The organism is Aneurinibacillus migulanus (genome assembly GCF_001274715.1).
Taxonomy (GTDB): domain Bacteria; phylum Bacillota; class Bacilli; order Aneurinibacillales; family Aneurinibacillaceae; genus Aneurinibacillus; species Aneurinibacillus migulanus.
This window is the reverse complement of sequence record NZ_LGUG01000004.1, coordinates 70,129-96,558: the sequence shown is the minus strand read 5'-3', so window position 1 is coordinate 96,558 and position 26,430 is coordinate 70,129. Positions and strand designations below refer to the sequence as shown.

Annotated in this window: 31 protein-coding genes; 13 read left to right on the top strand and 18 right to left on the bottom strand. The window is 44.5% G+C overall.

What is annotated here, in order from left to right; genetic code table 11:
- Window positions 1–168 precede the first annotated feature (168 nt).
- The gene (locus AF333_RS02135; RefSeq protein ID WP_080787767.1) at window positions 169–1,785 is read left to right on the top strand and encodes a stalk domain-containing protein; all 1,617 of its coding nucleotides are present in this window, start codon (window positions 169–171) and stop codon (window positions 1,783–1,785) included.
- Window positions 1,761–1,886 (top strand): hypothetical protein, encoded by a 126-nt coding sequence (locus tag AF333_RS36640; protein WP_268753600.1) that lies wholly within the window; start codon window positions 1,761–1,763, stop codon window positions 1,884–1,886. Before AF333_RS02135 ends, AF333_RS36640 begins: the two co-directional genes overlap by 25 nt.
- A gap of 131 nt (window positions 1,887–2,017) precedes the next feature.
- On the opposite strand, the gene AF333_RS02130 is transcribed toward AF333_RS36640, so the two are convergent.
- Window positions 2,018–2,671, bottom strand: coding sequence for a TerC family protein (locus AF333_RS02130; protein WP_043066515.1), 654 nt, complete (start codon window positions 2,669–2,671; stop codon window positions 2,018–2,020).
- A 262-nt stretch (window positions 2,672–2,933) separates the two neighbouring features.
- Here AF333_RS02130 and AF333_RS02125 point away from each other — a divergent pair, with 262 nt between their 5' ends.
- Window positions 2,934–4,958, top strand: coding sequence for a transglycosylase domain-containing protein (locus AF333_RS02125; protein ID WP_043066514.1), 2,025 nt, complete (start codon window positions 2,934–2,936; stop codon window positions 4,956–4,958).
- 212 nt (window positions 4,959–5,170) lie between these two features.
- On the opposite strand, the gene AF333_RS02120 is transcribed toward AF333_RS02125, so the two are convergent.
- The 4 genes from AF333_RS02120 to AF333_RS02105 form a co-directional block, all read right to left on the bottom strand.
- Entirely contained in the window at window positions 5,171–5,668 is a 498-nt protein-coding gene (locus tag AF333_RS02120; RefSeq protein ID WP_043066513.1) for a YwhD family protein, read from the bottom strand.
- 168 nt (window positions 5,669–5,836) lie between these two features.
- Window positions 5,837–7,138, bottom strand: coding sequence for an HD domain-containing protein (locus AF333_RS02115; protein ID WP_043066512.1), 1,302 nt, complete (start codon window positions 7,136–7,138; stop codon window positions 5,837–5,839).
- A 15-nt stretch (window positions 7,139–7,153) separates the two neighbouring features.
- Window positions 7,154–8,101: an RluA family pseudouridine synthase gene (locus AF333_RS02110; protein WP_043066511.1), complete on the bottom strand. Its 948-nt coding sequence runs from the start codon at window positions 8,099–8,101 to the stop codon at window positions 7,154–7,156.
- A gap of 33 nt (window positions 8,102–8,134) precedes the next feature.
- Window positions 8,135–8,902 carry a sporulation protein gene (locus AF333_RS02105; protein ID WP_043066510.1) on the bottom strand — a complete coding sequence of 256 codons (768 nt, stop codon included), beginning with the start codon at window positions 8,900–8,902 and terminating at the stop codon, window positions 8,135–8,137.
- Window positions 8,903–9,082: 180 nt separating this feature from the next.
- Here AF333_RS02105 and AF333_RS02100 point away from each other — a divergent pair, with 180 nt between their 5' ends.
- The 4 genes from AF333_RS02100 (at window position 9,083) to AF333_RS02090 (ending at window position 12,307) form a co-directional block, all read left to right on the top strand.
- Window positions 9,083–9,499, top strand: coding sequence for a universal stress protein (locus AF333_RS02100; RefSeq protein WP_043066509.1), 417 nt, complete (start codon window positions 9,083–9,085; stop codon window positions 9,497–9,499).
- An 80-nt stretch (window positions 9,500–9,579) separates the two neighbouring features.
- On the top strand, window positions 9,580–9,714 hold the full coding sequence (locus AF333_RS36635; protein ID WP_255322296.1) for a hypothetical protein: 135 nt from the start codon (window positions 9,580–9,582) through the stop codon (window positions 9,712–9,714).
- Between the two features lie 175 nt (window positions 9,715–9,889).
- On the top strand, window positions 9,890–11,734 hold the full coding sequence (locus AF333_RS02095; protein ID WP_043066508.1) for a cation:proton antiporter domain-containing protein: 1,845 nt from the start codon (window positions 9,890–9,892) through the stop codon (window positions 11,732–11,734).
- A gap of 282 nt (window positions 11,735–12,016) precedes the next feature.
- Window positions 12,017–12,307: a spore morphogenesis/germination protein YwcE gene (locus tag AF333_RS02090; RefSeq protein WP_043066507.1), complete on the top strand. Its 291-nt coding sequence runs from the start codon at window positions 12,017–12,019 to the stop codon at window positions 12,305–12,307.
- A 66-nt stretch (window positions 12,308–12,373) separates the two neighbouring features.
- On the opposite strand, the gene AF333_RS02085 is transcribed toward AF333_RS02090, so the two are convergent.
- The 4 genes from AF333_RS02085 to AF333_RS02075 form a co-directional block, all read right to left on the bottom strand.
- Complete coding sequence (locus AF333_RS02085; RefSeq protein ID WP_052520228.1) at window positions 12,374–13,096, bottom strand: STAS domain-containing protein; 723 nt, start codon at window positions 13,094–13,096, stop codon at window positions 12,374–12,376.
- A gap of 25 nt (window positions 13,097–13,121) precedes the next feature.
- Window positions 13,122–13,346 (bottom strand): DUF1450 domain-containing protein, encoded by a 225-nt coding sequence (locus AF333_RS02080; RefSeq protein ID WP_043066506.1) that lies wholly within the window; start codon window positions 13,344–13,346, stop codon window positions 13,122–13,124.
- 61 nt (window positions 13,347–13,407) lie between these two features.
- On the bottom strand, window positions 13,408–13,536 hold the full coding sequence (locus AF333_RS36630) for a hypothetical protein (protein ID WP_268753599.1): 129 nt from the start codon (window positions 13,534–13,536) through the stop codon (window positions 13,408–13,410).
- Window positions 13,514–13,864, bottom strand: a complete 351-nt coding sequence (locus AF333_RS02075; RefSeq protein ID WP_043066505.1) for a DUF3905 domain-containing protein — start codon at window positions 13,862–13,864, stop codon at window positions 13,514–13,516. The genes AF333_RS36630 and AF333_RS02075 overlap by 23 nt, the downstream gene beginning before the upstream one ends.
- 154 nt (window positions 13,865–14,018) lie before the next feature.
- Between AF333_RS02075 and asnB the strand changes: the two genes are divergently transcribed.
- Entirely contained in the window at window positions 14,019–15,863 is a 1,845-nt protein-coding gene (asnB, locus tag AF333_RS02070) for an asparagine synthase (glutamine-hydrolyzing) (protein ID WP_043066504.1), read from the top strand.
- Between the two features lie 145 nt (window positions 15,864–16,008).
- On the opposite strand, the gene AF333_RS02065 is transcribed toward asnB, so the two are convergent.
- Both AF333_RS02065 and AF333_RS02060 read right to left on the bottom strand, forming a co-directional pair.
- The gene (locus AF333_RS02065) at window positions 16,009–16,305 is read right to left on the bottom strand and encodes a DUF5316 domain-containing protein (protein WP_043066503.1); all 297 of its coding nucleotides are present in this window, start codon (window positions 16,303–16,305) and stop codon (window positions 16,009–16,011) included.
- A gap of 62 nt (window positions 16,306–16,367) precedes the next feature.
- Window positions 16,368–18,395, bottom strand: a complete 2,028-nt coding sequence (locus AF333_RS02060) for an FAD-dependent oxidoreductase (protein WP_043066502.1) — start codon at window positions 18,393–18,395, stop codon at window positions 16,368–16,370.
- A gap of 183 nt (window positions 18,396–18,578) precedes the next feature.
- Here AF333_RS02060 and AF333_RS02055 point away from each other — a divergent pair, with 183 nt between their 5' ends.
- A complete protein-coding gene (locus tag AF333_RS02055; protein ID WP_043066501.1) occupies window positions 18,579–19,127 on the top strand; it encodes a hypothetical protein in 549 nt (182 codons plus the stop codon).
- A 122-nt stretch (window positions 19,128–19,249) separates the two neighbouring features.
- Here the strand turns inward: AF333_RS02055 and AF333_RS02050 are convergent, their stop codons facing one another.
- A complete protein-coding gene (locus AF333_RS02050; RefSeq protein WP_052812122.1) occupies window positions 19,250–19,519 on the bottom strand; it encodes a hypothetical protein in 270 nt (89 codons plus the stop codon).
- Between the two features lie 520 nt (window positions 19,520–20,039).
- Window positions 20,040–20,222: a hypothetical protein gene (locus tag AF333_RS02045; protein ID WP_043066500.1), complete on the bottom strand. Its 183-nt coding sequence runs from the start codon at window positions 20,220–20,222 to the stop codon at window positions 20,040–20,042.
- A 268-nt stretch (window positions 20,223–20,490) separates the two neighbouring features.
- Between AF333_RS02045 and AF333_RS02040 the strand changes: the two genes are divergently transcribed.
- Window positions 20,491–20,901 (top strand): YjdF family protein, encoded by a 411-nt coding sequence (locus AF333_RS02040; protein WP_043066499.1) that lies wholly within the window; start codon window positions 20,491–20,493, stop codon window positions 20,899–20,901.
- 131 nt (window positions 20,902–21,032) lie between these two features.
- On the opposite strand, the gene AF333_RS02035 is transcribed toward AF333_RS02040, so the two are convergent.
- Entirely contained in the window at window positions 21,033–21,905 is an 873-nt protein-coding gene (locus AF333_RS02035; RefSeq protein ID WP_043066498.1) for a helix-turn-helix domain-containing protein, read from the bottom strand.
- A 430-nt stretch (window positions 21,906–22,335) separates the two neighbouring features.
- Between AF333_RS02035 and secD the strand changes: the two genes are divergently transcribed.
- Together secD and secF are read left to right on the top strand one after the other, a co-directional pair.
- Window positions 22,336–23,571 carry a protein translocase subunit SecD gene (secD, locus tag AF333_RS02030; RefSeq protein ID WP_052812121.1) on the top strand — a complete coding sequence of 412 codons (1,236 nt, stop codon included), beginning with the start codon at window positions 22,336–22,338 and terminating at the stop codon, window positions 23,569–23,571.
- A gap of 60 nt (window positions 23,572–23,631) precedes the next feature.
- A partial coding sequence (secF, locus tag AF333_RS02025; protein WP_235495968.1) for a protein translocase subunit SecF occupies window positions 23,632–24,441 on the top strand: 810 nt, incomplete at its 5' end.
- Here secF and AF333_RS34505 read toward each other — a convergent pair.
- From AF333_RS34505 to AF333_RS33370, 4 genes are all read right to left on the bottom strand, one after another.
- Window positions 24,438–24,611 carry a hypothetical protein gene (locus AF333_RS34505; RefSeq protein WP_235495959.1) on the bottom strand — a complete coding sequence of 58 codons (174 nt, stop codon included), beginning with the start codon at window positions 24,609–24,611 and terminating at the stop codon, window positions 24,438–24,440. The genes secF and AF333_RS34505 overlap by 4 nt on opposite strands.
- 82 nt (window positions 24,612–24,693) lie before the next feature.
- A complete protein-coding gene (locus AF333_RS37290; protein WP_080787765.1) occupies window positions 24,694–24,888 on the bottom strand; it encodes a CPBP family glutamic-type intramembrane protease in 195 nt (64 codons plus the stop codon).
- A 118-nt stretch (window positions 24,889–25,006) separates the two neighbouring features.
- Window positions 25,007–25,168: a transposase gene (locus AF333_RS31435; RefSeq protein ID WP_021623324.1), complete on the bottom strand. Its 162-nt coding sequence runs from the start codon at window positions 25,166–25,168 to the stop codon at window positions 25,007–25,009.
- 32 nt (window positions 25,169–25,200) lie between these two features.
- Entirely contained in the window at window positions 25,201–25,350 is a 150-nt protein-coding gene (locus AF333_RS33370) for a hypothetical protein (RefSeq protein WP_158502453.1), read from the bottom strand.
- Between the two features lie 176 nt (window positions 25,351–25,526).
- Between AF333_RS33370 and AF333_RS02015 the strand changes: the two genes are divergently transcribed.
- Window positions 25,527–26,411, top strand: a complete 885-nt coding sequence (locus AF333_RS02015; RefSeq protein ID WP_043066496.1) for a helix-turn-helix domain-containing protein — start codon at window positions 25,527–25,529, stop codon at window positions 26,409–26,411.
- Window positions 26,412–26,430: the final 19 nt, after the last annotated feature.

The window sequence follows — 26,430 nt, the reverse complement described above, 5'->3', positions numbered from 1 at the left end:
GTAAATTATATAGGACTTATTTCAAAAAGCAAGCATTCATTTTTTTATCTTACCCAAACTTTGCAGCCTTCCTAAACAAGTTTGAAATAAAATTATCAAACTTTTGTATCTTTTTCCCGTATAATCTTATATATCCATATTTATCCGACTTTAAGGAGGAGAACACTTATGAACTCATTGAAGAAGAAAGTGCTGGCCGCTTCCCTTACCGCTGCCATCAGTATCCCATCCTTAGCTTCTGCCGCCGTTCCACCACAGGAATCGCTTGTTTCTTTGCGAACACTGGGTGAACAAGCGGGAGCAACAGTAACCTGGGATCAGCAGACTCGTACCGCCACAGTAACGCTTGATGGCACTATCATTACCGTTGCACAAAACAGCGACTACATTACGGTTAATGGTGAAAAGGTACCTCTGCTACAGAAATCTCAAATCATCGAAGATAGATTGATGGTTCCTCCTTCCGTCCTGCATGAACGACTGACTAACAAAAAAGAACAACCAAAAGAAGAGAACAAAAATGAAAAAGCAGCCACCGCCTTCATCGAGTCGATGCAAAAGGGGCAATTCGACAAAGCAGTCGATACCTTCTCCGCCGACCTGCTCAAAGTCATGGATGCAGAAAGAATGAAGAAGTACTGGAGCGTCCTTCCTGAGCAGTTAAATGCGGGTCCTCTGAAAGAAATCGGCACAGCTAAGACACAAAGTGAGAATGCGGTCCATATAACGGTAGAGGTCCCGCTCGTCTTCGAAAAAGCCACGGTACCGTTTACAATAAAGCTGGACAAGCAAGGAAAAATCAATGATTTCCTCCTATCCCTTATGCCATCAGCACAGCAAGTAGCGGAGGAACCTACATATAGCAAGAATGATGCTTATACGGAAAAAGAAGTCATAGTAGGAGACGGCGCGTTCGCACTCTCAGGTACATTGACCATGCCGAAAGGCGAAGGACCGTTCCCTGCTATTGTTCTCGTGCAAGGCTCCGGTTCACTCGATCAGGACGAAACGACATTCGCGCTTAAACCGTTCCGCGATCTGGCACACGGTCTCGCTTCGCAAAACATCGCTGTGCTACGCTATAACAAGCGAACCTTCGAACATACAGCCAAGACGATGTTCGATCCTCGGCATACTGTAGACAAAGAGACAACGGACGATGCGCTTCATGCAGTTGATCTGCTGGCAAATACAAAAGGCATCGATACAAATCGGATTTACGTGCTCGGCCATAGCCAGGGCGGCATGATGCTGCCGCGCATTCTGGACAAAGGGGCTGACAAGCCAATCGCCGGTGGAATCTCCATGGCCGGCCCAGCCCACACGCTGCCTGATATCATGCTTGACCAATTTGACTACTTGGCTTCTCTCGGTCAATTACCAAAGGATCAACTTGAAACCCTGAAAAAGCAAATCGAACTTCTGAAAGACCCGAACTTCTCCGGTGAAAACCCTCCGAAGGAGTTCGATATGGGGCAGCCCGCATTCTGGGATTCTATCCGGAACATCGAGGCCGCCAAGATGGCTAAAGATCAGACCAAGCCACTCTTAATCCTGCAGGGTGAACGCGATTATCAGGTCAAAGCTGACACGGAATATACAACCTGGAAAGAAGAGTTGGCGAAGCGCGACAATGTCACATACAAGCTCTATCCGAAGCTAAACCACTTCTTTACGGAAGGCGAAGGAAAAATAAGCAAACCGGAAGAATATATGACTCCAGCAAATGTTCCAGCGTATGTTATCAACGATATTGCAGCATGGATAAACACAACGAAAAAATAAAAACACTCATGGGCATTGCCGCTCGATCTTTTTCGTCCATCGTGCCAGGCGCTCCACAAGATAAAGAAAGCTTGGCTGGTGCCAAGCTACAGCGCAGGTAACCGCCTTAGCTGCCCTTATGCAACTCTGCTGCGCAAAGCAACGTTTGGCACACGCCTTGTGAGTTTTTCAAGCAATACGTTTAGGAAGAAAGTAGATGTCGCGTTCGTGCTTTACATCGATATCTACTTTCTTATCTCGTTTCCAGCTTGCCGCCCATCCGTCCGGCGACAAGCACCACAATAACAGCGACAAACGGAATAGCCAGTTCAGCAACATCGTTATTTTGAATCATTCGATGAACGAATACATCATTCGTTACCATCTCCCCGGCCGTCCAACCAAGCACAGCCGCACCGAGCATAATCAGCCAGGAGAATCTCTCCATCAAAGACATAATCAACGTGCTTCCCCATACGATAATCGGAATACTAAGGGCCAGCCCGGCAATGAGAAGATAAATATTGCCGCCTGCCGCTCCCGCAACGCCAAGCACATTATCCAATCCCATAACAAAGTCAGCGACAATAATCGTTTTTACTGCCGCCCATAAGCTTGCCCCTTGTTTGATATCGGTTTTTTCTTCGTCATTTCTCAAAAGCTTAATCGCAATCCACAACAGAAGCAGCCCGCCGACCATTTCGATAAAAGGAACTCTCAACAAATACGCCGCAATAAGCGTAAGTATAATTCTCAACACAATCGCGCCCACCGTTCCAATTAGAACAGCCTTCTTTCTATGTTCCTCGGGTAGCTTACGGCAAGCCAGTGCGATGACGACGGCATTATCTCCGCTTAATACCAGATTGATTAAGATAATCTGTAGCAACACAATAAGCCATTCCACTGTTGTACCTCCTGCTGCATACGTGAAAATGCCCGTTGTTACTCATAGAACAAAGAGCATTTTCATCTCGCTTTGCATCTATTATCTACTATCAGCCAAAAATGAGGAATTTAAGCTTCTTCGTTAATGATAACTATTTCCCACGTATTTTAAGAAGTGTGCCCTATCTCTTTCCCTTCATAACAAGGCGCACGTATAGATTTTGCTAGATTTCCCTATACTGATACTGCAAGATAGTAGAAGGCATAGGGAGGTCTTCACATTGGAAATCAAACAGGAGGATCAGCTTATCCGCTGGTTGCGGATCGCCAGAAAGGCGGTACGCTGGCTGCTCATCACGCTGGTTGTTCTGGCAGCGCTGCTCTCATTATTCATTCTGTACCTGCGTTCTCAACCGCTGCCCAAAACAGATATTAATGAAACGACCACTATTTATGGGGCAGACAATGCGGTTATCGCAACTCTTTATAAAGGGGAAAATCGCGTTTTTCTGCCACTTGCACAAATTCCGAAATACGTGCAACAAGCATCTATTGCCATCGAAGACCGCAAATTCTACGAGCATCCAGGCTTTGATATAAAGCGTATCGCCGGAGCAGCACTGACGGATTTGCGGCATATGGCCAAGATAGAGGGCGCCAGTACGATTACGATGCAGCTGGCCCGTAATTTGTACCTCAATCATGACAAAACATGGATGCGGAAATACAAAGAAGCATTGCTTACCGTTCAATTAGAACTAAATTACACAAAACCGGAACTTCTCGAACTATACTTGAATCAGATTTATTACGGTCATGCCGCGTACGGCATTCAGGCTGCCGCCAAAACGTATTTCGGCAAAAATGCAAGCGATTTGACGTTAGCCGAAGCGAGCATGCTGGCAGGTATCCCGAAAGGCCCGCGCTTTTTCTCGCCTTTTCTCAATATGGAGGCAGCGAAAAACAGGCAGCGCATCGTATTAGATATGATGGTAAATGAACAATACATTACACGTGAACAAGCAAATGAAGCATTCGCCCAGTCGCTCAAATTCGCTTCGCCGGAGGATAGCAAAGGCAAGACAATTGCACCTTACTTTCGCGATTATGTAGTTAAACTGGCGAAAGAAAAATATGGTTTAGACGAGGAAGCAATTGAGCACGGTGGATTGAAGATTTATACAACACTTGATCCGGTTATGCAGCAAAAAGCGGAAGCTGCTGTACAGAAGTACCTGCCGAAAGATCGAGAACTGCAGGCGGCACTTGTAGCAATCGAGCCGCAGACCGGTTATATACGGGCAATGGTCGGCGGACGTGATTATACGAAAAGTCAATTCAACCGTACAACGGCTCGCCGTCAACCCGGTTCCGCGCTGAAGCCGGCACTCTATCTGGCCGCACTGGAAAACGGCTTTACGCCGCTAACGAAAATTAAGAGTGAACCAACCGTTTTTACCCTAGGCAATGATGAGACATATATTCCGAAAAATTACGGTGATCAGTATATGCATGACTATATCACGATGGGCGAAGCCATTGCCCGCTCGGACAATATATATGCTGTGCAGACCCATCTGACCATCGGCCCGGATAAAATGATAAATATGTCTAAACGATTAGGGATAGATTCACCGCTCCAGCCACTACCTTCGCTCGCGCTCGGCAGCAATCCGGTTATGCCGTTGGAGATGACGCGTATGTTTGCAACAATTGCCAACCAGGGCCAAAAAGCCGAGCCACTCGCTATCACACGTATTCTGGATAGGGAAGGTAAGCCGCTCGTAGAGACACAGCCCCAGATACAGCAGGTAATCAGCAGGGAGAACGCATTCCTGCTAACGCATATGATGGAGAAGGTATTCGAACCAGGAGGAACCGGGCAACGGGTACATAGCCAATTACACCGCCCTGTTGCCGGGAAAACTGGAACAACCGATTATGACGCATGGCTAGGGGGATTTACGCCACAATTAGCTGCCGCTGTCTGGGTCGGCTATGATGATAACCGCAAGATCGACAGCTTTGCTGATGCACGCCAGGCGGCACCTATTTGGGCCAACTTCATGGAGCAGGCTCTTACCGGGAAACCGGCCTCTGTCTTCCCTGTCCCGCCCGGAGTCATCCCAATATATGTCGATACAGGAAGCGGAAAACTGGCAAGCCAGGACTCTAAGCAACAAGAACTAATGTATTTCATTCCAGGTACAGAACCGAAAGAATATTATGAAGCACCGAAAGTGGAAAAAAAAGAAGCACCTAAGAAAGAAAAATCATTCTGGGACAAGCTTAAATTCTGGAATTAAGGAGACAGACAAAGCATTTTATCCTTACCTCCGCATTGTAAAAGGGGAAGCCGAACATGTTCGTTCGCTTCCCCTTTTACGTGTCCCAGTAATAGATGTGTATAATACACGTTTTCATTTTAGCCCAGTCGCGATACGGCAATCAATAAATGACAGAAAATTTCACATTCCGTTCACTTTTGCGCCTATAGCTTTAGGCAAATAGACCTTGTTTACGCTAATTTCTCTTTCAATTCGTCCGGAGAATTTTCCCACAGCTCCGGTTTATGAGTTTCCAGTAACTCACGCAGATTTTGTTTCTCTTTTTCACTCATGCCATCCAGAATAAAGCGGCGTTTCATGGCATAGTCCATCTTGTTAACATGGTCGGCAAGAATCTTCCATCCTCGACGCGCTTCTCTATCGACCAGCATCTCACATGCCGTAACACCTGCATAGTATGCACCTTTCTCGCCCATATCGGTCGCAACCCATACAAGCCAGTAGCGTTTTCCATTCGGCACATCTTCTTTATTCATCGAGAATTTTATGCCTTTTTCTACCGCGCTTTTAGCATGAAGGGCACCGATATCAATTACGGCCTCCTCTTCACTTACGATAACCGATGATACATTGCTTAAATCGATCATCCCTGCGCCGTAGCCGCCATGCACCTGGTTTTTGTTGCTAATAATATTAAATCCGCCCTGTTTGCCTTTAAATAAATCCATGCTTATAAAACCTCCTCTTTATCCCGCCTTAACGAGCAGTAATCTTCCCACCTTAAGACTTGGAAAAACTGTGTAAGAATAGGTGATGAATATACTACCCCTAAAGGTCCGATAAGTGAAACTAACACGCAGTGGGGATGAAGAATTCCCATTGAGTAAAGCTTCACTTTATTGCTGAACGCGCAAACGCCGCTTAATCTCTTCCACAATATTCGGGTCGCGCGTACCATCTTCAAGAAAATCAAGCGGGTAATACAGCTTATGATCGTACTGCCGTTTCCCGGAAATCGATTCCACAATGACGGAACGTTTTGATAGCTCTACAAGGCTATCATCGGGCATCAACAGATATATCGGCGTTCGATCTCCATCTTCACCGCTTCGATAAACATCATACGGCAAATCTGAAGGAGAATCCACTCCCAGGTAATACGACGGATTAATGCCGACAGCATGGAACAATTCATCAATCTCACGCTTCCATTCTACGCTTTCAACCTTCTCCGCGTACTCTACATATTTGAATAGGCGACGGTTAACGAATCGCTGCGCCAAATCCCGCAGAATCTCATCTTTCTCATTACACCACTCGTTCATATAGAACATCGCCGTAGATTCATCCAGCGCTAAATATTGCTCCAATGTGATACTCTGTTCAAATAGGGGAATAAAATGAACTGGATGCCACTGAAACGCGTATCCATCCCGGTACAAATCTCGCGCTCGCTCGAAAATCTTGCGAAGAATCACTTCCGCGCTGCGCGTGACTCGGTGAAAATACACTTGCCAGTACATTTGATAACGAGCGGCGATATAATCTTCCACCGCGTGCATGCCCGTATGCTTGACGACGAGTTTATCTCCATGTGGGCGCAGCACCCGCAAAATTCGTTCAATATCAAAAGAGCCATAGTTCGTTCCTGTATAGTACGTATCCCGCAGCAAATAATCCATCCGGTCTGCGTCAATCTGACTTGAAATAAGGCTTGTTACCAGCGGATTTTCATACGTTTTTCCAATTACCGCCGCAACCTTGTGAGGGAAATCGCTAGAGACGCCGTGCAAAATACGATTGACCTGCGTATCCCCTACTAGAATGTGCCGGGTCCACTCTTCATGTTCCGTGTGGAATACTTTCTCGAATGAATGCGAATACGGGCCATGTCCGATATCATGAAGCAGTGCGGCGCTCAGGCACAGCAACCTCTCTTCTTCAGAGAAAGAAAACAAGAGGCGCTGTTCAAACTGCGCCAAAAGTCTGCGCATAATTTCATATACACCGAGGCTATGGTTAAATCGACTGTGTTCCGCTCCGTGGAATGTTACATAAGAAGTGCCAAGCTGGCGTATCCGCCGCAGACGCTGAAATTCGCTTGCGCCAATTAAATCCCAGATAAGCCTATCCCGCACATGAATGTACCGATGCACAGGGTCTTTGAATACTTTCTCTTCCCGTAACCGTCCCACCATCTGCACCCCTCCTACTTACGTTTGGCGGAGCCGCTCTAGCAAGCGCTCCATATCTTCCGGCACAGGTGCCGTGCATTCATGTCTTTCCCCCGTTACCGGGTGACCAAACTCAAGCCGGGCCGCATGCAACGCCTGGCGCTGCATTCCTTCCGCTCTCACTCCCCCATATAAGGTATCACCCACAAGCGGAAAGCCCAGATGACTGAAATGAACCCGTATCTGATGCGTGCGCCCTGTTTCCAGTTCCACCTCTACGAGAGAAGCGCCTTCATCCAGAATTCCCGGCAAAGCGGGAAAGCATTCCATTACCCGGTAACGAGTCACCGCTTCATGTCCACTTTCATGTACACGGCGTCTGGTCGGATGATGAGGATCGCGGGCAATCGGCTCGGAAATCGTGTTCGTCTCCCCTTCCGCTCCCGGATGTCCGCTAATTACTGCAAGATAAGTACGTCGAATCGAATGTTCACGTAATTGTTTATCCAACAGTTGATGAACAAATGAATTACAAGCGATAAGCACCGCACCGCTCGTATCTTTATCCAATCGATGAACGGGCCGGACAGCGCGCGGCTTCCCTCTCTGCTTCCAGTAATAGGCGATACCATGTGCCAGCGTATGGTGCTGCCCCTCTTTTACCGGGTGCACAGCAAGGCCGGACGGCTTATTCACTACCAATACCGTATCATCTTCATACAGTACAGAGATATCCATCTCCACCGGAGTCAAAGTCGTCTCAGGCGCATCCGCGATAAGCAAGCGAATCCGATCTCCCGGCTGTATCTTTTTCTTTAGGAATGGTTGCTTTCTGTTTAAAAACAGACCCTTCTTTCTTGTGAGTCGCTGAAGCATACGCCCTGACACGCTTAGTCTCTCTTTCAATATCACTTCCAGCGGCAGCCCGGCATCTGCCGCTCCTGCCTCGTACTCCAGCCACTTTCCGTCGATTTTCCATGATGCCATATTCTCACCTGCTTTTCGTCTCTGACCGTATATCTATCTTCGAGTTAGCGCCTGACGTATCCGCATCTCCAGCTCGCCCGGGACTACACCATTCTGCCGATCGATACTGAATCGTACATAATGCTCATCTAAATCAAGCATCTCTTCAAAGATACCGCGCAGGCTTGCGGCCCGTTTATCCACCTGCATCAGCACATCCACCCCTTCCGGGTGCACATCGAAAATAAGCTCGATTTCATCCAATTCACTGCGGAATTGCCCGGTTGGCTTAAATTCGAACTCTTGTACAAAAGGAACCATCCGGTGAATGTGCTTTTTATGCTCACAAGTCCCACTCTCATGTGAATGACGAAAGCCCATGCTTTCTACCTCGGCAAGCAATTGATCCACAAGCGGATCTGGCAGCACTGTTACAATGTCCGTATCCTTCGGATCTACCGCCATCTCAATATCCAGGCCTGTGCTCAAGTACACTTTCTGCCGTCCAAATGATATCGGGGAATGGTATGGTACACGTAATTGAAATGGCAAGACCTTCTTCTCGCCCGGTTTAATCAGCAAAGAATCCGCAACACGATAGGAGGCCAATATTTCTTTATGCTTCGTCTTGGAGTCGTTCGTTTCTTTATAGTATTCCGTATATAAATACATATAAATCTGAGAAATCGATTGCTCAGCGTTTCCTCCTTCGATATGTACCTCCCCTTGCAGCTCTCCACCGGGATATACTCTCGACTGGGACAGGCGGGCATCAACCTTGGCCGCTCCAATTCCAAAACTGGCAAGAAACTTATTCAGCATCGCGCTTCATCCTTCCTAAAAATATATCGGTACCGGTATATACGAAGCCTACTATATAAAAGATTCATCAAGATGTATTCTGCATTAAGGACATCTTTCCCTTTCACCAGCACCACTTTTGACGCATCTCACTCTCAAGCTATACAATGAACAAATATGACACATACTGGAGGAATGAACATGTACCACCATATCTTGCTTGCCTATGACGGCTCAGAGCATGCAAAGCGTGCAGCCGAAAAAGCGGCTGAAATCGCTGACCAATTCAAAACTGCCGTTACCGTAGTTACGGCCTACCCGAAATCGCCTTCCCATATTCTCGGTGCCAAACCAATTACCGAAGAAGAAATGGAAGCATATTGGGAAGAAAAAGCGACGGAAATCGCTGATTTATTCTTAAACCACGGTGTCTCCTTTAGCAAAGTAGTACGGGCAGAAGATCCAAAAAGCCTAATTCTTGATACCGCAGAGGAGCTGGATGTCGATCTGATTATTCTCGGCTCACGTGGCCTATCTAATTATGCGCGTCTTATGCTGGGCGGGGTCAGCCAGGCAATTACCCAGCATGCCGAATGCGATGTGCTTGTGGTAAAATAAGGTGGTTTCAATCTCCCTTTTTCCGTGGAAATAACTTTTTAACAACAATACGCTACCACAAAACAAAGGAGAGATATAAAATGAACAACAAACTGGATACATTAATGGAGAATTTGAATAGGTTGGAAGACGAAAAAGAACGTAAGCATCAGGCAATGCACCTGCTACTGGCGGCTATCGCGAACGAACCGATGGAGCAGCCTGCTCGGCAATAGGCCCTAATAATGTCCATGTCTTTATTTCGTCATATACACATATGCAAGGCTCGCTCCATTCCTACACATAATACGGAGTAAAGAGACCAACACATTCTTTCCGGGTGTTGGTCTTTATCATATTACATAGCTTTATTACACAACACACGAATACAATTTTGAAAGGAGTGAGCGGATGGGCGAAACAGCACATTCCCCGATTTCTTTATTAATCGTTATCTCAGTCGCATTTCTTGTTCCCATTCTGCTGCAGCGTCTACGCTGGACGATGATTCCTGTCGTCGTAGCAGAAATTCTTGCTGGAATGATTCTCGGTAAGAGCGGAATGAACATTGTGCAGGAGGACAGTTGGCTTGCGATCCTTTCCCTGCTTGGCCTTATCTTCTTAATGTTTTTAAGTGGACTGGAGATTGATTTTGATGCCTTCTCGCAAAAGAGGAAAGAGAAAACAAATCCGTTCGTTATCGCTTCGATCGCATTTCTTCTCGTTTTCGGAGCCTCTTTCCTCGTCTCGCTCGGACTGAAAGGGCTCGATATTATCGAGCAGACGTTTTTCATGACGCTGATTATCTCCACGATTTCTCTCGGCGTCGTTGTACCCGTTTTAAAAGAGCGGAGAATTATGGAAACACCGCTAGGACAGACCATTCTGCTTATCGCGGTTATTTCCGATTTCGTAACGATGATTCTACTGGCGGTTTTCGTCTCGCTGCAATCAGATAATTCCGCTCAATCGCTGCTATTGCTCGTGTTATTTGCTGTTGCTTTCGTGCTATACAGGATTCTTCGGCGTTTCCGACAGGCACCTATTCTTGAAAAACTGTCCACAGGTACAGTACAACTCGGCACACGCGGTGTTTTCCTGCTAATTATCCTGTTCGTCGCTCTCGCGGAAAACATGGGTGCTGAAAACATTATCGGCGCATTCCTGGCTGGTGTCATTGTGTCCATGCTGGCGCCCCGCAAAGAGTTCGTGCATCAACTGGATGCATTCGGGTATGGATTTTTAATCCCGATTTTCTTCGTAATGGTTGGCGTAAAACTTGATTTATGGGCATTAATTCAAGATCCTAAAGTATACATTTTCATCCCATTGCTTCTGATATCGCTATACGTCTCCAAAGTGATTCCACTGCTCATCCTGCGCAGGTGGTTCAACTGGAAGGAAACGCTCGGCTCAGGGATGCTGCTGACTTCTACACTCAGCCTTGTTATCGCTGCGGCCGCGCTGGCGCTGCAAAAGGATATGATTGACCAATCACTGCATGATGGGCTCATCCTGGTTGCCATTCTCTCCTGTTTCATATCGCCTGTCGCCTTCAACCGGCTCGTTCCTGTAAAGGACTCGTCTCCAGCAACCTCGGTAGGGATGGTAGGATTGAATGTAATTACAATGCCAGTGGCACTGGAGGTACAAAAAGCAGGCTTCGATGTAGAGTTGTATACACAAAAGCAGCAGATTAAGGAAAACAAGGATGTCATTCAAAACAACGATGTGTTCTACAATAAATTTCAAGCGATTAAATTCGTTGATGACTTCGCTGCGCAAACCATGGAAGCGCAAAAGTTTTTTGAACGTGATATTCTCGTATTCGCTTCAGGCGACGACAACATTAATATGCAACTTGCCCTTCATGCTAAATCCTGGGGCGAAAAACAAATCATCGTCCGGATGGAGAACCCGGAACGACACCATGAAGTACGCGAGAACGGATTTATTCTCTTCTCCACCTTATTCTCGACCAGCACGCTACTGAAGGCGCAAATTGAGGCACCAAACGCTATCGATTTAATCGCACGGGCTGAGGATGCCGTGCAAACCCTTGTAATGGGTAACCGATCTTACCATGAAGTACAATTGGGACAGTTGCCTTTTCTAGGAGATGTGCTTATTCTGCGAATTTATCGTAATAACGACTCGATTATCCCACACGGGAATACGCGTCTTCAGCTTGGCGATCGCCTGCTCGTGACCGGTTCGTTGGAAAGTCTGGCTTCTTTGGAAACAGAACTGTCATAGACTATAATTAAGAACGCTTTTTTAAGCGGGTACGTATCACCTTGCATACAGGACAAACGTGCCCGCTTTCTTTATCAATTCTTTTTCTGAATACAACTTACTGTTCATGGCATAATAATCCATTTTTCATATTTTTGTTCAAAATAATTTCAATTTTTCATTACTTGTTGTATGATATAATTAATAATTTATTCTCATACCACACACTGTAACTGTCGCACTTTATTATCAGCAGGTTGGAAGCGTTTTCTTCTGTAAGAACAGGAAAAGGAGGAAACAAATATGGACTTACTGATTATCAACCTTGTATTCGCAAGTGTGGCACCACTTTTATTCTGGCGCTTTGGCCAGAAAGCACTAGCGATTCTGCAAGTGCCGTTCGTTGTCGTGATGTGGGCTCTACTGCCAGAGATGATTCCGTTAAGCTCTCCAAAAGCGGACTCTACCTTCCTATGGTGGGCTTTGTTTTACTTCAATATGGCCTTTGCATATCTTGCTTTGGGCATAGGGCTGTTCCGCTGGGCAAACCGTTTCTGGAGGGAGGCAGAAGAGAAAGAAAAGGGCATCATGTAATTAAGCAGAAACAAGGAGCATACAACCTCCCGAGTGAGGGGCTGTATGCTCCTTTTTGTCTACCTATCATACAGCTGTGAAATAAGCTAAAGCTTGGCTAAGGTGCGCAAACGAGGGACACTCATCGAGATGATAACCTGAAGTCACAAGCGTCATTGCCACCTCGGGACGGATGCCGGTAATAATTACCTCGATACCAATTAGCCGAAGAGCTTCGATTAGCCGCATTAAACTATGGGCAACCTCATCATCCATCGATGGGATGGCTGTCAAATCTATGGCTAGTTTCTCCAGACGCAGCGACATACAGAGAGTAAGCGTACGTTCCAACAGGATATGCTTGTGACTCTCATCTATAATGGGCTGCAACGGCAACGCTCCGATTTTATCTGCAACAGGAACGATATTTACTGTCATGTTACGAATAATGGCCTGCAATTCCCGTTCCTTTTTAACATAACCAGTAATATCTTTTAATTCCGTCATAGCGCCGACAATCGCCCCGCCCTCTCGCAACAAACGCGTTTGCTGGCGCAGAAATTTGTCGTGCTTTCCTCTTTTGTACGATAAGACATCGAGCGTAATCTCCCGCTCTTCTTCCAGTGTCTGCTGCAAATTCCTTATATGCTGGGACGGATGGTTGAAGAATTCGTCGATATTTCGTCCAAGCGCATCTTCGCGGCGTACATCAAGAATACGTTCGCAGGCCTCATTCATAAACGTAATCACAAAGTCCGTATCAATAATTAAGATCCCTGTATCTAATTGATCGAGAGCGGCATCAAACATACAGCGTCCTCCTCTTCGTCCCCGTTTACCTTGTAAGATGCTTCTTTACCTTCTCAACTAATTGATCTTCTGTCAGCGCGGTAAGATAGCGACCATTCACTACTGCAAAGTGCTTCTTGAAGCCAATGCCACAGTAAGACTGGCAGCCGAGTTCCATATGGGCCGTCGCATCGATTTCTTTTAGCCGGGGTACCAGCGTTTTTATGTTAATCATTTTGCATTCATCGCATACACGAAATTCATTGCTCATAGCATGTGTTCCCTTCCTTGCTCCATACTGCCGATTTACCGGCATAAATAATGTCTAGTTCTCATAATAACACATTTTCTTTCGCTTCTGCACTGCCGCTTTGGCTTGCTTTTCCCAGTAAAATCAAAATGCGGCGAAGCATACAGCCCCGCCGCATTTTGATTTTTTTAATCGTTGCGATAGCTAACATCCTTGGTCGGATGCATAAATTGTCCGCTCTGCGGAATATACCCTTCCTCAAGCAACGCCTGATTCTCCGGCGTGTTCCAACCGATATCGTTTGTCGGATGCACCCATTGATCCCCTGCCATGATAACCGGATCCACGTCTTTACTCCAGTTGTTCAGCGGAGAATTCGCAGAATCGTAAAAACTGTCACCAATAACAACTCCATATTGATTTGTAAACGGCTTCTTCAGTTCATTGTTCGCCTCCGCCCTTTCTGGTGCATCGATTTGATGCGGCATGGCGGTATCTGCAGGCTCTTCGCCAATACGCTTCTTACCCTGGTTTTCCATTACATCGCCTCCTTGCTGGACTTGCATTCTCTCCCTCTATTGTTTACCGTTTTTCTTTTAGTTAATCCGGCTGTTTTTTTCGGGCCAGGCACCCATTCGCCCATGCCAGGCATAGTGTATTACTGGGTTATGATTGAGAAGTGGAGGGATGATTATGTGCGGAATCGCAGGGTGGATAGACTGGCAGGCCGACCTCAGCGGGCAAAGCGCCATACTTGAAGGCATGGCCGAGTCGCTCGTTCCCCGTGGTCCTGACAGCGAAGGAATCTGGACATCGCCGCACGCCGGTTTCGCCCACCGTCGCCTTGCAGTGGTCGATCCTGAAGGCGGCGCACAGCCGATGAGCCGGACGTACGACAACGAGACATACACGATGGTATATAACGGTGAGCTATACAATACGGATGATTTACGTAACGAGTTATTGGAGCGCGGATATCGCTTCTTCACTACATCTGATACGGAAGTTCTGCTTGTTTCCTATATCGAATGGGGAGATGAATGTTTAGAGAAACTCAATGGCATTTACGCTTTTGCAATTTGGTCACACAAAGCCGAGAGCGTATTTCTCGCCCGTGACCGTCTTGGCGTCAAACCTTTGTTTTACACACAACAAGGCTCAAGCTTTATTTTCGGTTCAGAAATCAAAGCGCTACTTGCCCATCCGGCAGTGAAACCGGAGATCAGTAAGGAAGGGCTGTGTGAAATCTTCGGCCTAGGTCCCGCTCGCACCCCGGGGCACGGCATATTCAATAATGTGTTCGAGTTACTGCCTGCCTCGTATTTATTGCATACACGCCACGGAATGAAAACAAAACGTTATTGGTCGCTGGAAAGCCATACTCATGCTGATAATTTGGAGACGACAATTGCCACTATCCGTCACCTGCTTAGCGATAGTATTACGCGTCAGCTTGTGGCGGATGTACCTGTCTGCACCCTTCTATCCGGTGGGCTTGACTCCAGTGCTATTTCCGCATTTGCGGCGCAGGCGTTTCGTGAACGCGGTATGGGGCCCCTGCATACCTTCTCCATCGACTACGTAGACAATGACGTATATTTTAAGCCGAATGAGTTTCAACCGAACGCTGACGCTCCCTGGGCCAAACGCGTCTCGGAGCATATCGGTTCCATTCATCACAATATTTATTTCGATACACCCCACCTGATCGAATCTTTGCCTGCCGCACTGCATGCGCGCGATTTGCCAGGCATGACGGATATCGATGGTTCTCTGTATTTGTTTTGTGGAGAGATTAAGAAGAAAGCGACAGTCGCGTTATCAGGCGAATGTGCGGACGAAGTGTTCGGGGGATATCCGTGGTTCCACAGAGAAGAAGCACTCTCTGCTACCATTTTTCCATGGGCACGCAATCTAAAGGAAAAGATGAAGTTCTTCTCTTCTGCACTGCATGCGGAAGTAAATCTCGAAGCCTATGTGAAGGGTCGGTATGAAGAAGCACTCGATGAAGTGCCCCGCCTACCGGGAGAAGAAGGTCATGCGGCACGCATTCGTGAGATGTTCTATCTAAACCTAACACGGTGGATGCCAACGTTACTGGATCGAAAAGACCGTATGAGCATGGCGGTAGGTCTTGAGGTGCGCGTACCATTCTGTGATCATCGTCTAGTGGAATATATGTGGAATGTGCCATGGGCCATGAAAACGCATGGCGAGAGGGAGAAAGGTATTCTGCGTCAGGCACTCCATGGCGTACTGCCGAACGATGTACTAATGCGTCGCAAAAGCCCTTATCCGAAAACACACAATCCTTCTTATCTGGCAACCGTACGAGATAGGGCCCTGGCTGTTCTGAACGATGAGTCCTCACCCATTCTTCCGTTCATCAATGTGAAAGCCGTAAGAGAATTCGCCAATCTGGACTTAACATCCGTTCATATGCCCTGGTTCGGTCAATTGATGAATGTTCCGCAATTTTTCGCATACCTGGTGCAGGTGGATATGTGGATGCGAAACTATAAAATAACTGTAAAATAGCATGTCGCTAAAGGAAAACCGATGTATCCGAAAAGAGATGAGAAAGACGGATTCTGTCTTTTTCATCTCTTTTTCTACTATAAACTGACGAGCTTCTAGATCATCCCAGCTTCCTTGGCCTTGTTTATAGCCTGCTGCTTTTAGTTTAAAATGGAGGCTTAAGGAAGAAATACCAAGTCATAAAGCTACCTGTAAGATTTATAATCCCGATTAAGAAGCAATACCAACTGACATTCATGCGCATTTTCCAATCCGTGTCATCTGAATAGTTCGCACGAATTCTATCTCCACTTCCTAAAATGCCTGTAGTAATTGCCGCAATAATAATAAATGCTCCCCCTGCATACGATGCATATTTCATAGTTGCCGTATAATCCTGTGTAATAGCGAAAATAGCCAGTAGAATAACCAAGCCTATCCCCATTGAAATCAACGTTTTCATTGTTTTATCTTCCTTTTTCGGAAAAACATTGGGCATACTAAAAAACCAGCTGTTTTACACGGTTATTCGAATGCTATGCAGCCCGCCTTCAGCATCTTAATATACCAGCCGATAAGGTGCGCAGCTTCTGCTTTGATAAGCAGACGTTCCTCTGGCATATTCGCTAATGCTTCAGGAGATAGCAAGCACATCTGTTCAGCTTTCCCCCATGCTTCACCGTCCGGCGGAGGTGTAGTCATTATCGGCATCAGCATAGCCCTTGTTGCGCCATTACGTCCCACTTTATCAGTTGTATCAGTGGATAGTTTCTCCAGACGGCTCTGCACCTCCGAACGCCTCCACTCATCACGAGCATATCGATAAATTGACTCTTTTACCATATAGGTGACTTCCGCAGACGTTATATAGTCCCCAGGCGTATGTCCAAACCAGTTAGGGTCACGCGGATTTTCCGTATTTCCATAATAAGGGAACACTACACCTGAGTTATATGCATTCAACCAGCAATCGAACCACCATTCGCTATCTACGCCATGCGGGACCTTGGATGAGTAGCTCGGTATGTCCGTCCATCCAGTAATATTATGCGGGTTTCCATATATGACATGGTAATACGGTTGGTTGAACTGTACCAAGTCTTTAAGATATGCCTCACGCATAGCTGTATCCCTGTGTACCTGTCGCGGGTTCATTTTCTGCTCTATCGCAAAGGTAGCCAAAGCGCCCGCTGCCTCAGCTACGCTCATGCCTGTCGGAATTACACGGACAGAGGACATAGCAATCGTGGTATAGCCAGATGAACGCCCTGCTACTGTCAAATTATCCAGCCCTACTGGAAGGATGGTAGACATGGGGATACTGTAAGATGCCGGGTTATCGTTGCCATAGTCCCACGGTCTGCCGTAGTGAGAATGATCAAAACCTTTTACTTCCGTATATGCAGAAGAAAGCGCTTCATTGCGATCATGCGCCTGAACGTCCAGGCCGTAGCTTCCCTGCGCAATTGCGTCACTGTACCAGTTACTCATAAGCGCATCCTCGCCTGTAAGCATGTAATCCGTTTTAATATGACGTGTTTCCCGCACGTAGAGCTCTGGCGCCCAATCGTCTGGAACATACGCATTTTCAAATCCCGGCAAATTCGCTTTGCCGGTAGACGGATCAATTTCCTTCGCCCAGTTAATAAAGTTCTGCGCTTCACGCTTTCCACGGGCATAGCCTTCATCATAAGAGCATTGATCCAGCGGATTTACGCCCCAGATAAGCAGCGCATTAATGAATACCCACTCTTGCCCTGCAGGCTTACACATGTTAGGGTTGCGCACGAACGTATTCGGTTCATGTTCCAAATCTGTATTAAGACTAAACTCGTGCTCTATCTTGTTGCGGAAGCCGCCATAATGGCTGCTATCCCCGATTGTCGGATCAGCTACCCCGGCATTCCCGGAAACAGTACGCCATGTCTCCCAATCTACATTCCCTACTTTAAATTCTAAAGAAGGTGGTTGCCACCGCTCAGGTGCTCCAATGTCACCCTGTCCGATTGTATATTCAGCGCCCGCTTTTACGGCAAAGTCGGCATCTGCCGAACCATCCACAAACTGCTTCGCGTGGATTTTGACATTCATTGTACACAATAGAGCGATACCAATACTTATAATTGTACTTCCAGATTTTATAACCTCAATCAATCTGGCATTGTCATAGCGGGTAATATTAGGGTGCGAAGCTAGTTTATCAAACGCCGCCCGTGCTTTCTCCACGCTTAACGAACGGTAGAACGTTCCATCACTCGCATCCTTCCACCATTCTTGAAAAATCCCTTGGGCAGCAGTATCAAACTTCTCGGGCTTCTTAACCTCTCCTGCTACCGGGGGTATATCCAGATAGGTAAGCCAGCCGCGTGTAATGAGCTTACCCAGTTCCGGGTCAGGATTTACTAGCGCTACCTTACTACCGCGACGAGCTGCTGCTGCAGCTGCTGCAACTGCTTCCGGATCGCCGCCATATACCACTACGTCGTAAGTCGCTTCGCATTCATATGCATCTGCTGTCAGTGTCTTCTTCGCTTTATCGGTAGATGTAGTCATTCAATCTTCCCCTTCCGAATTATTCCAACATCGTACAATTAACAAACTATAATAAAACGATCGCTGTGTAAAGGTAATATTTGGTTAAAAATATTACGTCTTTGTACTTAGATTTGGAAATTTGAGGAGGATTTCAATAATTAATATGGAATTATTTAGAAATCAAAAATAAGGAGAGATAAGATGAGGTACATAGGAGTGATTTTGTTCCTTTTCATGCTTGTAGGATGTTCAGAGCAGCAAAATCTGGGAACGATAAGAGCCTATAACGGAGAAGTCATTAGAGAAGATCCGACAGATACAATTGTAATGGCAGATAAAGAGTATCCAATGCGTGGAGAAGTCGGCGACTTTACAGTTTTTGATGCTGATTTTATAGCTGGAAAGGCACAAACCTATACTTTTTATATATGGTTCGGTAACAAAAATGTAGACAAACAGTTATTACATCAAGATGAAATTGTAGAATGGAACCAATCTGCAAATGAAGAGAAACAGAATGCATTGGGAAAACAAATCAAATTTACAACTATTGAAAGTGAAACGTTTGAAAAGCAAAATATAGCTACCGGAATTATAGAGCCCTTAAGTGAGGAAGAAGAACGCTTTCCTCTTGGAACTACAGCTGCAAAAGTGGTAACTACAATGACAATTCCGTCAAATGGTGTTTGGAAATTGGAAGGGAGCATCGATGGACAAAGCATAGGAGATGTTACAGTTAAAGTTAACTAATGGATTGTTGTTTTGCATTTTTTTGCTATGACTTTTTGTATAGCGCATTCGCCAATTTCTACGCCTGATAATATTTTTATCCAAAAAGCAGATTGAAAAGATATATGTCGAATAGAGGCTCTCTATGTTGATTTTATAGGCTTACGTATTTCCATACAGCTGGTTGTTACTTTTCGTTGTATCCACATCGTGAAATTCTCTGTTTCTTTGTAAAAATGAATCGTTTTATAAATCTCGATTAACGCTTGTTGGGCTGCCAACAGTGCATCATCTTTATTTTTTAGTACATAATGGGCAGTGCGATAGACCAAGCCCTCAATTTCCTTTAAAAGCTGCAACTTCGATAGACGATGACCTTTTTGAGCTAATTTTATTATATTCATGTCAACCATAACGCCGTTTTCCTCTTATGATAAATAATGCTTACCAGGCTTCCCACAAAGTGAAACTTCAATCAGTGGTGGTTTTTCCTCCTCCACTGATTGCTAGTTAAACGCGGGATAAAATCGCGTATATCTTCGTTTTCCTTATGTAAAAGTATAAGGAATCTAGAGGAAAGAGACCATCGAAAAAACTTACACTCATCTTACAATTTTGTAAGCTTCAAAAGCATGAGGAGGGGTCTACTATGTTCGTAAAAAATCTCTCGTTAATTCGAGATCTCCTGTCTATTCATATGTTACATCAAGAGTGCTGATTATACAGTCACCACAACGGTATGATTTCGGTGTGGGAAAAGGCGGGGAAACACGTCATGCGTGCACCTTCTTTCTTCCACCTTATGGATAATCAACAGACTCGGTGAATATCATGTATTTAAGATGAAAAACTCCGCTAAGGCGAAGCGGGGTTCTGTTTATATGCATAGCGTTGGGTGATTCGATAGAATTCTGTTACTATCTATTGGGCTCATTACTTTGTTTTTTCACTGTTCTTATTTCTCATCAAGTAATAAACCAGTAGTACTACACTGACACTAACAGAGATACTAACTATCAACCTTGTCGTCTGCTCTGGAATAATATAGCTCCATAAGACACTTAAAATACTGACAATAATTGCTGAAATAAGAGCTTTTTTCTTGTTAGTGCTCATACACTTCCTCCCTTTTACTTCCTAAATCCCATTATATACATAAAATACAATAATCCAGATAAATATCTTTATTCCTATCCAATAATTTCTCTTTTGCAAACAGATTATTCTCTATGCAATTTTGGAATTAATTTCTTATAATAAAATATGAAGTGTAAAAACACAGGTCGGTTGGTAGTCCGGTCGCATTAGCATATCAACTAATGTCAGTAACCTTCCCCCCTCGGGATGTCCATCACTTCATTATTTTTATGGAGGGGGATGCTTCGTGCGTTTAACAGTTTATTTTGATGGTCAATTCTGGATTGGTGTTACTGAATTTGAAGAAAGCAGTAAAATGAAGGCTTGCCGCTATATTTTTGGCAAAGAACCAAAGGACGCTGAGATTTTAAACTTTGTACGTCATATGATGATTCCGCTGTTAGATAGAGTGTCGGCGGCCGCGGAAGTTGAAGAAAGGCAGGAGCGGCGCATCAATCCGAAGCGAATGGCCCGACTGGCTGCAAAGGAAGTACAGAACCGGGGTATTTCTACGCAGGCACAAGAAGCATTACGACTGGAATTAGAAGGTCGTAAAAAAGCAAGAAAATCTCTGTCTCGTCAACAACGTGAAGAGATGAAAGAAAGAAAACGCGCTCTAAAAATACAGAGGGCAAAGCAAAAACATCGAGGTAGATAGCTTTTATCTCGGAAATCCCCTTGTTAGCAAGGGGATTTCATCTTAGTAGGCAAAAGTAAACGTTTGGAGTGAATACTACTTGCTTGTCTTATCCATCCTAATATTTCCTGATAAAAGTTCCATAAGCATAATTATTTCAAGTAGCTCATTTCCTCATCTATGTAAGAAACAAAATCTGAATTGTTCTGTAGTTGAAAAATGCTTCGGGCTTTATAAAAATATACAATTGCTTCTTTCTTTTGACCTAGCTTCATTAAATTGTAGCCGTGTTGAAATGTTAATTCCCCATACAAATAGAAAGATTCGTATTGAAGGCATAGCTTACTTCCTCTTTCACAATGCTGAATCGAATCAGCATAAGCCTCTTCAAACGATAGAAACTTGGCCAAGCTATACAGCAATCTAATTTCTATATGTACATCCTTTTTATAGGATACATTTTTTAGATGCGCCATTGCTTTTTCTAAAGTTTCAATCGCCTCTTTATGCTGACCTGCTTCGCTATGTAAAATAGCTATGCTATTCAAAATTTCAATCTCACGTTCTGAATAAGCGTTATTGCCCGTTTCACTTAAATTAAGCGCTTCTTGTATAAGACTCATAGCTTTTTCTACATCTGCTTGTATGTAGTATGTACAGATTCCTTTGTGCCAAAGTAAGAATTGCTTAAAGGTGGGCATTTGAAATAGTGGGTTCTTCATCTCTATCTTTATGATTTCTTCTACTTCATGATAGTTCCGCTCTCGAATAAACCTGCGCACTTGATACATAACTTCCTCTATATACGTAAGACTTGGAGTTTCTGCATGATGAAAGAAATAATTCACATCCAGTCCTAGTTTTTTTGCAATCTTATATAAAATATCGGCTGAAGGGATGAGTTCTCCTTTTTCAATTCTGCTAATTAATCCCTGAGTGCAAATTCCACTTGCAATCTCTGCTTGTGTTATTTTTAATGACTTTCGTATGTCTCTAATAAGTGCTCCTATTTTGGAGAACTCCATACTAATCACCTCAAAATATGAGTATTCTCATAATTTCACGCGAAAGGCGTCGCCTGTACACTATAATAAGGCTATATGTTGTATTAATCATCCTAAATTAACAATACATGTATTTTTGTATTGTAGTAGGATTACTACAGATTCGTTATGAATAGAAGCGAGGGAAAAAATGAAGGAACGGTTAACCCGTATTATATCAATCATGGCTCTTACTTTAACCTTACATGAGGTTCCCATTGTCCCTACAAATATTCAGTCTATTACTATGGAGCAGCCAAACGTTACAAAAAACACCACTGCACTCCCTTCCCGTAGTAATAGAACAGCATTTAAAGATGGAGGCTTACCGTTTCAGCATTAATGTCTTCAAGTATATCAGTCATTTTCACGAAGGGAGCGTGAAGGGATAGAACAGTAGGAGGAAAGTGGCGTGGTGAATTGGAGGAATGCAGGAGCTCTCTTTTTAACTATTTTTATAATACTATTTTTTGCTGTTGCTACAGGTACAAAAATAGCTAAGCATACAACCCTTGGGTTAGATTTGCGAGGGGGATTTGAAATTCTATATGAGATATCCCCATTAAGCGAAAAGCAGCAAGTAACAAAACGAACATTAAGTGATGCAGCAAAAGCACTGAATAACCGAGTAAATGCCCTTGGAATAGCAGAGCCTGATATTCAAGTTGAGGGAGAAAATCGTATTCGCGTACGTTTGGCTGGTGTTACAGATCAGAAAAAGGCACGCGATGTCATCGGTAAACCTGCTAACCTTACCTTCCGTGATAGTAAGGGGAACATTGTAATGAACGGTAATGATTTAGCGGAGAAGGGGGCAAACGGGGTCTTTGACCAGATGCAGCGTCCAATCATCGTACTTCATTTTAAAGATCCTAAGAAATTTGCAAATGTAACAAAAAAATATGTTGGTCAACGTATAGCTATTTTTCTTGATGAAGAGCTACTTACAGCACCAACTATTAGAGATATTATTGTGGATGGCAAAGCCCAAATAGATGGGCAAGATTCAATCGAAGAAGCGAAAGAACTAGCCGCAATTCTCAATGCCGGCGCGCTTCCGGTTAAGATGAAAGAAGTATTCTCGACAAGCGTTGGGGCAAAACTCGGACAAGAAGCCCTGCAAAATGGGGTAGAGGCTGGCATTATCGGTACGATTATCGTTCTGTTGTTTATGATTGTGTATTATCGTATGCCGGGCGTCATTGCCTGCATCACATTGGTAGCCTATATTTATCTGCTGCTTCTCATGCAGAATCTCATGGGCGCTACCCTTACGTTACCGGGCATTGCCGCCTTTATACTTGGGATCGGGATGGCAGTTGATGCCAACATTATTATGTATGAACGGATTAAAGAAGAGCTGCGAAGCGGTAAATCGTACCTTTCCGCATTGCGGGCCGGTTCCAAGCGTTCTTTAAGCACGATTCTGGATGCGAACGTAACGAGCATCATCGCTTCCCTTGTGCTGTTCTATTTCGGTTCGAGTGCGATACGCGGGTTTGCGGTCATTCTTATCCTGAGCATTATTGTGAGCATGGTTACAGCGGTGGCGGGCTCTCGTTTCTTAATGAATCTGGCCGTACGCTCCAATCTGTTCAACAAGCCCGGCTATTATGGGGTAAAGGAGCGTGATATCCGTGAATTATAAGTTTGATGGGTATAGATTCGACTTTGTAAAGCATAGAAAAAAATATTTCATCAGCGCTGNAATCTTGGCGTTGACTTTAAGAGTGGGACAAGGGTGCAGGTGCAAATCGGCCAAACGTTCAAAGAAGCGGACGTGAAGCAGGCTGTGGAACAAATCGGCTTGCACTCGGGAAGCATCACGACCGCGGGCGACAAGAAGGACATGGCGGTCATCCAGTTTGCCGAGCCGATTCATAAAGATGAATTCGTCAAGCTAACGAAAGCAATGGAGAATAAATACGGCAAAGGCGTATCCTTGCAAGAGAGTACGGTCAATCCGATTATCAGCCAGGAGCTGGCTCGTTCGGCACTTTATTCGGTATTGCTTGCTTCTGTTGGTATCGTACTATACATTACGATACGCTTTGAATTCCGGTTTGCCGTGTCGTCCGTGCTTGCGCTTTTGCATAATGTATTTCTGGTGATTACGCTGTTCAGTATTTTCCAGATTGAAGTGGAGCTCACCTTCATTGCAGCCATTTTGACGATTGTCGGCTATTCCATTCATGATAACATCATTATTTTTGACCGGATTCGCGACAATCTGAAGCACGCTAAACTAAAGACGGTCCAGGATGTAGAAGATGTCGTGAATCACAGTATCGATCAGACACTGGCCCGTTCCATCAATACGGTATTGACGGTCGTTATTTGTGCGGTAGCGCTCTACATTTTCGGTGGAGAAAGTATTCGCCACTTTACATTGGCACTCATTATCGGCCTGATTTTCGGAGCATACTCCTCGATCTTCATCGCCAGCCAAATTTGGGTATCTTGGAGAGAAGCCGATTTGAAAAAGAAACGAGCAACTTGCTATATAAATTACACTTAATATTTTGACAGGGTAGCGTGGTTGGAAATAGGCGATTCGGAAAAAGAAGAGGTTGGATGCGCCCTGCGCTCCAGCAGAAGAAAGGCCAGCGTTTCTTTTTCCAATCGCTCCCGCCCACCGCCCCTCCTTCTTTTCTTCCCTTTCACTACAAGAATTTGTCGATGTATCAAATCAGATCTATATATATGACTGCAAAAAGAAAGCACATACCGATCGTGAGAATGATTTTGCCGAAAACCTGAACATGCTTTTTCACTGGATTATATTCTCCCTTCGATTTACGATTCCCCCTAATACAACTGCGGCAGTTAGCAAAGGAAAATAAAAATTTCTCCAGCCAAGGCCCATGAGCTTCGAAAGAAGATATCCTCTCCATCCGATTTCCTCACCGACCGAATAGGTTACGGTATAATATATAAAGGACAAAGAAATTTTCAAAATGAGCATCCACCATACGACCGAAAAAAAGTATATATCGCTTTCTCACTTTACAGCGACATATACTTTCTTATACGATAAAAAAACACCGGCGACACTGCATGTCATTCTCAGTGCCGCCGATGCTTTACTTGTATGAACTGTATTTTCCCTGCTTGTATTCATGTATCCAACGATAAATCATTTTGCTGTTAAGTCTGTATTTTCTGGCTACCAGACTGAGGCTTTTTTCTACAAGTGCATCTTTGACAACTTCCCGTTTAAACTCCAATGAATACTTTCTTCTCATTTCTTTTTATCTCTCCCTTCAGCCAGAAATGATTAATGTTGGTATGGAAGGCGAAGGATGGTGCTTATTGAATCCTGGGTACTTTTTACCGGTTCTTTTTCCACTTCTTTGGCGCCTGCAATTCCGTTAAAACTTATTAATATAAGGGCCGTAACGACTAGAGAAAGAATTTTGCTTTTCATTCTTATACCCTCCTTTAAACTTTAAAATATGAAATATATGTTAGTACCATCATAATATATAACATTTTTTTGCGAATTTAGGATAAAAGGGCATTTTCAGGGAATATATCCGTTTTTGTTACTTTTCCTCACAAATGCGTGAATACATATAAAAATAATTATATAGGAGAGGCTGCATGAGTATTCAACGAATCGGAGAAGTCGTTCGGGAAATCCGAAAGTATTTAAACATCTCGCAGACGGAACTTGCAAAAGGAATTTGTACCCAGGCGCTCATCAGCAAAATTGAAAAGGGTGAGGTCATTCCCTCAGCTGAAATCCTCTATTACATTGCCAAGCGTTTAGGCATTACACTCGATTACTTTTTCGATCGAATGGAGAATCCACAGTTTACGTATGTACAGGAGTTTTTCTACCAAATTCGCAAGCTGATCCGGGAACGTAATTATGAAGAAGTTTCATTGCTTATTAAAGCGGAACGTAACAATCCGATTTTCCGTAATCGGGAAAACCGCCAATTTCTTTCCTGGCATGAAGGCATTTGCGCATACTATCTCGAACATAACCTTAGAAAGAGCATGGAATTTCTATATGAAGCACTAGATTTAGCCGTCAGCATGGAGAACTATACGGAAAAGGAAATCGAAATCCTAAATAGTATCGGGATTATTTATAGTGAAGAGGGTCGTTATAAAGAAGCATTGGAGATTTTTTCGAGGGCGATCCGTCATATGAACGGCATAACATTCGTACAAGATTACACCATTTACCTACGGTTGTTCTATAATTACGCCAAAGTTCTGACCCAACTCGAAGACTACAAGCTGTCGCTTCAATATTGCGATAAGGGGCTCATGCTGTGCCTGCAGCACGAGTACTTATATTTATTCGGGGAACTCCATTACCAGAAAGCAGAAAATCTGCTATGTTTACGCCACATGGAGCAGGCACTTGACTTCTTTCACAAATCGTTGATGATTTTTGAACTTCAGCAAAATCACACGTTTGTGGAATATGTAAAGAAAAGACTACAGGAGATCGAACAGGAGCACAGAGCGTAAAGCGATGCAGGGAAACATT

Excerpts from the sequence above, each read along its gene's own strand:
- AF333_RS02135 (WP_080787767.1), top strand. The coding sequence starts at position 169 with ATGAACTCATTGAAGAAGAAAGTGCTGGCCGCTTCCCTTACCGCTGCC.
- AF333_RS36640 (WP_268753600.1), top strand. The coding sequence starts at position 1,761 with ATGGATAAACACAACGAAAAAATAAAAACACTCATGGGCATTGCCGCT.
- AF333_RS02120 (WP_043066513.1), bottom strand. The coding sequence starts at position 5,668 with ATGGATTTATTTAAAGGCAAACAGGGCGGATTTAATATTATTAGCAAC.
- AF333_RS02115 (WP_043066512.1), bottom strand. The coding sequence starts at position 7,138 with ATGGTGGGACGGTTACGGGAAGAGAAAGTATTCAAAGACCCTGTGCAT.
- AF333_RS02110 (WP_043066511.1), bottom strand. The coding sequence starts at position 8,101 with ATGGCATCATGGAAAATCGACGGAAAGTGGCTGGAGTACGAGGCAGGA.
- AF333_RS02105 (WP_043066510.1), bottom strand. The coding sequence starts at position 8,902 with ATGCTGAATAAGTTTCTTGCCAGTTTTGGAATTGGAGCGGCCAAGGTT.
- AF333_RS02100 (WP_043066509.1), top strand. The coding sequence starts at position 9,083 with ATGTACCACCATATCTTGCTTGCCTATGACGGCTCAGAGCATGCAAAG.
- AF333_RS36635 (WP_255322296.1), top strand. The coding sequence starts at position 9,580 with ATGAACAACAAACTGGATACATTAATGGAGAATTTGAATAGGTTGGAA.
- AF333_RS02095 (WP_043066508.1), top strand. The coding sequence starts at position 9,890 with ATGGGCGAAACAGCACATTCCCCGATTTCTTTATTAATCGTTATCTCA.
- AF333_RS02090 (WP_043066507.1), top strand. The coding sequence starts at position 12,017 with ATGGACTTACTGATTATCAACCTTGTATTCGCAAGTGTGGCACCACTT.
- AF333_RS02085 (WP_052520228.1), bottom strand. The coding sequence starts at position 13,096 with ATGTTTGATGCCGCTCTCGATCAATTAGATACAGGGATCTTAATTATT.
- AF333_RS02080 (WP_043066506.1), bottom strand. The coding sequence starts at position 13,346 with ATGAGCAATGAATTTCGTGTATGCGATGAATGCAAAATGATTAACATA.
- AF333_RS36630 (WP_268753599.1), bottom strand. The coding sequence starts at position 13,536 with ATGTTAGCTATCGCAACGATTAAAAAAATCAAAATGCGGCGGGGCTGT.
- AF333_RS02075 (WP_043066505.1), bottom strand. The coding sequence starts at position 13,864 with ATGGAAAACCAGGGTAAGAAGCGTATTGGCGAAGAGCCTGCAGATACC.
- asnB (WP_043066504.1), top strand. The coding sequence starts at position 14,019 with ATGTGCGGAATCGCAGGGTGGATAGACTGGCAGGCCGACCTCAGCGGG.
- AF333_RS02065 (WP_043066503.1), bottom strand. The coding sequence starts at position 16,305 with ATGAAAACGTTGATTTCAATGGGGATAGGCTTGGTTATTCTACTGGCT.
- AF333_RS02060 (WP_043066502.1), bottom strand. The coding sequence starts at position 18,395 with ATGACTACATCTACCGATAAAGCGAAGAAGACACTGACAGCAGATGCA.
- AF333_RS02055 (WP_043066501.1), top strand. The coding sequence starts at position 18,579 with ATGAGGTACATAGGAGTGATTTTGTTCCTTTTCATGCTTGTAGGATGT.
- AF333_RS02050 (WP_052812122.1), bottom strand. The coding sequence starts at position 19,519 with ATGGTTGACATGAATATAATAAAATTAGCTCAAAAAGGTCATCGTCTA.
- AF333_RS02045 (WP_043066500.1), bottom strand. The coding sequence starts at position 20,222 with ATGAGCACTAACAAGAAAAAAGCTCTTATTTCAGCAATTATTGTCAGT.
- AF333_RS02035 (WP_043066498.1), bottom strand. The coding sequence starts at position 21,905 with ATGGAGTTCTCCAAAATAGGAGCACTTATTAGAGACATACGAAAGTCA.
- AF333_RS37290 (WP_080787765.1), bottom strand. The coding sequence starts at position 24,888 with ATGCTCATTTTGAAAATTTCTTTGTCCTTTATATATTATACCGTAACC.
- AF333_RS31435 (WP_021623324.1), bottom strand. The coding sequence starts at position 25,168 with ATGAGAAGAAAGTATTCATTGGAGTTTAAACGGGAAGTTGTCAAAGAT.
- AF333_RS33370 (WP_158502453.1), bottom strand. The coding sequence starts at position 25,350 with ATGAAAAGCAAAATTCTTTCTCTAGTCGTTACGGCCCTTATATTAATA.
- AF333_RS02015 (WP_043066496.1), top strand. The coding sequence starts at position 25,527 with ATGAGTATTCAACGAATCGGAGAAGTCGTTCGGGAAATCCGAAAGTAT.